General features: G+C 59.7%; 6 protein-coding genes and 1 pseudogene. 5 read left to right on the top strand and 2 right to left on the bottom strand.

The genetic code is table 11. From position 1 onward, the window contains the following. From QZY06_RS22130 to QZY06_RS04560, 4 genes and pseudogenes are all read left to right on the top strand, one after another. Positions 1-250 (top strand): annotated as a pseudogene (locus tag QZY06_RS22130) (glycosyltransferase family 2 protein); the annotation flags it as partial. Between the two features lie 9 nt (positions 251-259). Next, positions 260-1,081, top strand: coding sequence for a PIG-L family deacetylase (locus tag QZY06_RS04570; RefSeq protein WP_295680791.1), 822 nt, complete (start codon positions 260-262; stop codon positions 1,079-1,081). Further along, a complete protein-coding gene (locus QZY06_RS04565) occupies positions 1,062-3,536 on the top strand; it encodes a catalase (RefSeq protein ID WP_295680788.1) in 2,475 nt (824 codons plus the stop codon). Before QZY06_RS04570 ends, QZY06_RS04565 begins: the two co-directional genes overlap by 20 nt. Positions 3,537-3,641: 105 nt before the next feature. Then, the gene (locus QZY06_RS04560; RefSeq protein ID WP_295680785.1) at positions 3,642-3,869 is read left to right on the top strand and encodes a hypothetical protein; all 228 of its coding nucleotides are present in this window, start codon (positions 3,642-3,644) and stop codon (positions 3,867-3,869) included. Between the two features lie 179 nt (positions 3,870-4,048). On the opposite strand, the gene QZY06_RS04555 is transcribed toward QZY06_RS04560, so the two are convergent. Both QZY06_RS04555 and QZY06_RS04550 read right to left on the bottom strand, forming a co-directional pair. After that, a complete protein-coding gene (locus QZY06_RS04555; protein WP_295680782.1) occupies positions 4,049-4,591 on the bottom strand; it encodes a hypothetical protein in 543 nt (180 codons plus the stop codon). Positions 4,592-4,606: 15 nt separating this feature from the next. Next, positions 4,607-5,287, bottom strand: coding sequence for a helix-turn-helix transcriptional regulator (locus QZY06_RS04550; protein ID WP_295680780.1), 681 nt, complete (start codon positions 5,285-5,287; stop codon positions 4,607-4,609). A gap of 105 nt (positions 5,288-5,392) precedes the next feature. On the opposite strand from QZY06_RS04550, the gene QZY06_RS04545 reads away from it, so the two are divergent. Further along, the gene (locus tag QZY06_RS04545) at positions 5,393-5,644 is read left to right on the top strand and encodes a helix-turn-helix transcriptional regulator (RefSeq protein ID WP_295680779.1); all 252 of its coding nucleotides are present in this window, start codon (positions 5,393-5,395) and stop codon (positions 5,642-5,644) included. Positions 5,645-5,721 lie beyond the last annotated feature (77 nt).

The following is a 5,721-nucleotide window of genomic DNA, read 5'->3' as shown; positions in this document are numbered from 1 at the left end:
CGCCTACCGACGTGCCGGTGGCTTTCCGGCTCTGCGATCCGGAGAGGACGTGGCGCTGGTCGATGCCTTGCTACGAACTGGCGCGCGCGTGGCTTGGAGTGCTGCGCCGCGGGTGTTAACCAGCGCCCGCACAGAGGCACGTGCCGTCGGTGGCTTTGGGGCTTTCATTCGCGAAATCGTAGATGCCATGGATGCAGCCACTCCGTCCGCGGAGCCCTGCGATCCGTCGGCATTGCTAGCTTTGAATTAGGCATAGACGATGAAGCTGCTCGTAATTTCTCCGCATCTGGACGACGCAGCACTGAGTTGTGCTTGGCTGCTTCAGCATCATCCGTGGTCGCGTGTAGTAAGCGTGTTTGCCGGCATGCCGCCTAATGCGTTAACCGTCAGCACTGATTGGGATCGCAATTGCGGGTTTGCTTCAGCGGGTGCAGCCATTGAAGCGCGTCGTTATGAAGACGGATGCGCCTGCCAGAAGCTTGACGCCGATCCGATTTGGCTCGATTTTGCCGATGGGCAATATGGGCGCCAGCCTCGCCAAGCGGCTCTGGAAGAGCAGTTTGAATCGATTCTCGAGAAGGCCGACGGTGCCGTCGTGGTCATTCCGCTAGGGCTCCACCATCCCGACCACATCGCCGTTTCGGACGCGGCGCTGGTCGCACTGCAGCGGCAGCAACGTACTTGTATTGCGTACCACGAAACGCCGTACCGCGCGCTTCCTGGCGTGGTCGAGAAGCGAATTACTTGTCTGACGGCAGCAGGATTTTCCCTACAGGCGCTATCGGAGCTGAGCGGCTCGATTGCCTGGAAGAATGGCGTCGTCGAAACCTACGCCAGCCAATGGCCGCGATTGCAGATCGACGCGTTGCTGGACGCGCGCGACGTGCTGCGCCCGGAGCGCTTCAGCACAGTGGCCACGCCCCGGCAGTATCGTCGTGACCGGCCTACCGCTGTCATGAGGAGCTTTCGGCGCCCTTACCTCGTTTCGTCACAGCCGCAGCTCGATAAAAACCATCGACTCCTTCGCCAATCCGGAGAAGGCTCATACGAGAGAGAAACCTATGAAGACTGGAACTCCTAACAAAGCCAAGTCTACAAAGAAACTTGCTTCACCCTTGCAGCCGTCGACGAAGGAAGCCGTCAGCAGTGTCTTGGCGACGGTATCCGCTCCCTCTACGGCAGTGCCGGATCCTGCCGCAAACACCACGGAATCGCAAAAGAAGATTGGCCTACAGAAGTCGGGCGCGCAGGCATTGGCACAAGCGGTACCGTTCAACCCCCTGAAGGCAGCTGAGTACGGAGCGGCGAACGCGTTGGCGCCGACTGCAGGCGAACCCGTGAAACCAAATGATCCCGGTGACACTGCGAGCACCATTACCGAAGCAACCGCCTCTACGAAGGCTGGCGGTGCGGCCACTGCAGGTGTCAACGCGACGATCGACACACTCGATCGTGTACGCGTCGATTCCGGCGGTCAGGCGTTGACCACCAACATGGGTGCGGCCATAAGCGACAACCAGAATTCGCTGAAGGCGGGGCTACGCGGCCCGACCCTACTCGAAGATTTCGTGCTGAGAGAGAAGCTCACCCATTTCGATCACGAGCGCATTCCCGAGCGCATTGTCCATGCACGCGGTTCCGCGGCTCACGGCTATTTCGAGTGCTACGAAGCGCTCACTGCGTTGACCAAGGCGGCACCGTTTGCCGAAGCCGGCAAGATCACGCCAGTTTTCGTACGCTTTTCGACGGTGGCCGGCGAGCGTGGATCGGCAGATCTCGCGCGGGACGTGCGTGGCTTCGCGGTGAAGCTCTATACCGACGCGGGCAATTGGGACATCGTCGGAAACAACATGCCGGTGTTCTTCATACAAGATGCGATGAAGTTTCCGGATCTGATCCATGCCGTGAAGCCGGAGCCGAACAATCAGATTCCCCAGGCCGCGAGCGCTCACGACACGTTTTGGGATTTTGCGAGCCTGATGCCTGAGTCGACGCACATGCTGCTCTGGGTGATGTCGGACCGAGCACTGCCGCGCAGCTACCGGACCATGCAAGGCTTTGGCGTGCATACCTTCCGCCTAGTCAACGCGGCAGGTGAGTCGGTGTTCTGCAAGTTCCATTGGAATCCCATTGCGGGCACTCATTCGGTGGTTTGGGACGAGGCGGTCAAGATCAATGGCGCGGATTCGGACTTCCATCGCCGCGACCTCTGGGAAGCCATCGAGGCCGGCTCGTTCCCAGAATGGGAGCTGGGCATCCAGACCTTCACCGAGGAGCAGGCGGACGCCTTCAGCTTCGACGTGCTTGATGCCACCAAGCTCGTACCCGAAGAACTGGTGCCGGTGGTGCCGATCGGCCGTATGGTCTTGAACCGTAATCCGGACAACTTCTTCGCCGAGACCGAACAGGTGGCCTTCGGTACCGCCAACGTCGTGCCCGGCATTGATTTCAGCAACGACCCACTGCTGCATGGCCGTCATCACTCGTATCTGGACACGCAGCTGAGCCGCCTCGGCGGCCCCAACTTTCACGAGCTTCCGATCAACTCACCGATCGCACAGGTTCACAACAACCAGCGTGACGGCATGCACCGCCAGGCCATTCCGCGTGGACGGGTGGCCTACGAGCCGAACTCCCTGGGCGGTGGCTGCCCATTCCAGGCCGGCATGCGCGGCTTCACGACATTCTCGAATGCGGCAAAGGAACAGGTATTCGAGGACAAGGTGCGCGGCAAACCGGAAAAATTTGCCGATCACTACAGCCAGGCAACCCTGTTTTGGAACAGCCAGAGCCAGGTCGAGAAGAACCATATCGTTGCGGCGTTCCGCTTCGAACTGAGTCGCGTGCAGGTGCAGGCGATCCGCGAGCGCGTTCTCGGCTTGCTGGCGAATGTTGCTGACGACCTGGTGCAAGGTGTGGCGACTGGTCTAGGAATTCCGGTTCCGTCACCGCAGCCGCGATTGCTTGAATCGCCGGCCAAGCCGGAAATCGAACGATCGGAAATGCTGTCTTTGTTCGCGCGTCCCGGCGATGGGAGCGCCACCGGCAAGCGGGTGGCATTGCTGGTCTGCGACGGTATCGATGCCGTGTCGCTGCGCAGCGTATATAAAGCCCTGATCGCTGCCGGCGGCGCGCCCCGCTTTGTCGGTGCCCGGCTAGGCACCGTCCAGCCCGAAACTGGCGATCCGATCCACGTCGAAATCACCACTGAGTCGGCGCCAAGCGTGCTTTGGGACGCTGTGGTGCTGCCCGGTGGCGACAAGGCGCAGGCAAGCTTCGCGGCACTCGGCCACGTCAAAGAGTTCATCAAGGACCAGTACCGACACTGCAAGCCGATGCTGGTAATCGGCGAAGCGATCGAGCTGCTGACGGCAAGCGGCATCCCAACCGATCTGCCCGACGGCAGCGCCGATCCGGGCCTGCTGTTTGCGGCTGGCGTTAAGCCTGAAAAGAAGGCGGATCCGTCACAGGAGTTCATTGCCGCGCTCATCAAGCATCGTCATTTCGAACGCGATATTGATCCTCCCCGCGTGTAAACCCTCGTGCTGTCTCGACGGAAACAAAACGATTCGAGGCTCTTGAAATGTCTCGAATCGCTTTTTTGCGAGTCAGCCCCGACGGATCCAATCTGCTGAGGTTGCATGCGCTTTCCGATTGACCTCAAGGCCCTTGCGATCGCCGGTTCTGCACAGGAATTTATGAAAGCGGGCACAGGCGATGCTGAAGAGACACGACAACTGCCGGCGACCAAAAACTCGCCGGCCTACGAACTTGGAGGTCGGCATGAATGTAATTTCGCGATGTATGACTTTAATGCTCGCCGCGTTGACTCTCGCCGTGCTCACGGGATGTGGATCAACTCCGGATAAAGCGGCAGTGACCGCTGATGGACCAGTCGACCTCGATCGCTACATGGGTCCTTGGTACATTCTCGCCAGCATTCCCTTGTCATTTGAGAAGACTGCGGATTCTCATCCTCTTAAGCGGTGCCTAGTCTCCGTGATGAGCAGTTAGTGGCGCGCGTCATGGGCGAGAAGTGGCGCAGCTTTTACGCAGCCATTCTCTTGAGGGCTTGGCGGGCGATTCGATTAGGCTCTACGAAGGTGTAGTGGCAGAGCTTCGCGAGGGTGACGTACGACACCATTCCGAGAACCTGGTAGGCGACCAGTGCGTGATTTGCCAGCGGTACGTTTGCTCCTGAAACGAGTATTGCCATTCCGACCAGAAAGCAGATGACCATGAAGCTCCACCCGACCATTTCACCAACCACCGAGGGTGCGAGTTCGACTGCGTCGCCTCGCTGAACAAGCACCCCGGCATTCCGGAGGTGCCGGATGCGTCGATCGGTGAGGTTCCCGCAGCGCTTGATCTCAAGTAACTTGGCGCGCAACGGCGTCGGTAGATCCATCTTGAAGCGCCTCATGAAAACGTCCTCGTTACGCAAAGAAATCGCGTCGCGTTGATCGTCATCTTGTAGCGCCAGCCAGTCGTCAAGGCGGCGGACATCGACACGCTCGAAGAAGTCTCGGCCGGCAACACGGGCATCGTTTGCCAGCGTGGTCTGGGTGGTATGAACGCCTTCCGTGCTCATCGTTTAGTTTCCTGGCTAGTCGCGTTTAGGTCGTTTCCGCCCTTCGTAGTAATCGCCGGCAGCGGCGCGCACGCGCGAGCCGATATTCACTTGGTGGACACCCGTTGCTGCGGCGTCAGCTGCTCCCGCATCGGCCCCTGCAGCGCCCAGCACCGCTTTCAGAATGTCGAGCGGCCGCTTCGATTCGAAGAACGCTGAAGCAGTGCTGATTCCCCCGCGGATTCGCTCCTCGGCATTCGTCGTCCAAAGATGGCTGTTGTAGATCAGCGCAGCAAGCAGTGTCTCGTCGGACGCTTTGGCATACGGCTTAAGCAACTCGCCCATGCGTTCAGCGGAGATAGGTTTCGCCTCTTCAGCACTGCAGAGTTGCCGCAGCAGCGTCAACGCTTTGGGCTCTCCGTCGATCGTCGCCAACCGGGCCAATTCGATCTGGGCCGCAATCAGCTTGAACGAATCGATCTCGATCGGCCTTCCGCCGCGCATCGCCCCGCTTCCGTCCAAAAGCCAGTCGATGCTGACGCCGAAAGCCTCGCGGACCTTGTGCAGAAATTCAGAGCCCGGTCGTTTCACGCCGCGAACAATGTCCGAGATGAAGCTGGGCGAGGTTTCCAGCCGCTCGGCGAAGTCCTGCTGGGAAAGGCCGGTACTCCGCACCAACTCTGAAAGGCGCGCACCTAAACCGTCAAGCGTGCTCATGGTTGCAGGGTGCTCCTCAATAGGATATTTTCGATACTCAATCGAGAATTGATTGTGATACCTGACCACAGCATAGCTACCCCTGACCGAGCGGTCACGCCAGCGATGGATGCCATCGAGATCACCTATCGCCTGCGTCGACTTGGCTTGACGCAGAGCGACATCGCTAGGGAGATGGGAGTGACGCAGTCGGTGGTCAGCAACACGGTTCGCGGACGTGTGACCTGCCACCGGGTCGCGACCAAGATCGCCGACTTGCTGGGGCACGATATTCAGGCGCTATGGCCTGGTCGCTATGAGTTCAAACCCCGAGGGCGTCGACCGCACCTGATAGGAGGAACTCCCATGATCTTCTGACCTGCAGCAGCAGTTTGTTGCGAGGTCCGGAAAAGCGAACGGCTCGGGGGTGGGACCCCGAGCCGTTCTTGGCACTG

Origin of the sequence: uncultured Nevskia sp. (assembly GCF_903885465.1) — a bacterium.
In the GTDB taxonomy this organism is placed as follows: domain Bacteria; phylum Pseudomonadota; class Gammaproteobacteria; order Nevskiales; family Nevskiaceae; genus Nevskia.
Note: the sequence above shows the minus strand (reverse complement) of the source record. Positions and strands in the feature narration are given on the sequence as shown.

What these genes read in the sequence shown, in the direction of transcription:
- QZY06_RS04570 (WP_295680791.1), top strand. Translation starts at nt 260, where the DNA reads ATGAAGCTGCTCGTAATTTCTCCGCATCTGGACGACGCAGCACTGAGT.
- QZY06_RS04565 (WP_295680788.1), top strand. Translation starts at nt 1,062, where the DNA reads ATGAAGACTGGAACTCCTAACAAAGCCAAGTCTACAAAGAAACTTGCT.
- QZY06_RS04560 (WP_295680785.1), top strand. Translation starts at nt 3,642, where the DNA reads ATGCGCTTTCCGATTGACCTCAAGGCCCTTGCGATCGCCGGTTCTGCA.
- QZY06_RS04555 (WP_295680782.1), bottom strand. Translation starts at nt 4,591, where the DNA reads ATGAGCACGGAAGGCGTTCATACCACCCAGACCACGCTGGCAAACGAT.
- QZY06_RS04550 (WP_295680780.1), bottom strand. Translation starts at nt 5,287, where the DNA reads ATGAGCACGCTTGACGGTTTAGGTGCGCGCCTTTCAGAGTTGGTGCGG.
- QZY06_RS04545 (WP_295680779.1), top strand. Translation starts at nt 5,393, where the DNA reads ATGGATGCCATCGAGATCACCTATCGCCTGCGTCGACTTGGCTTGACG.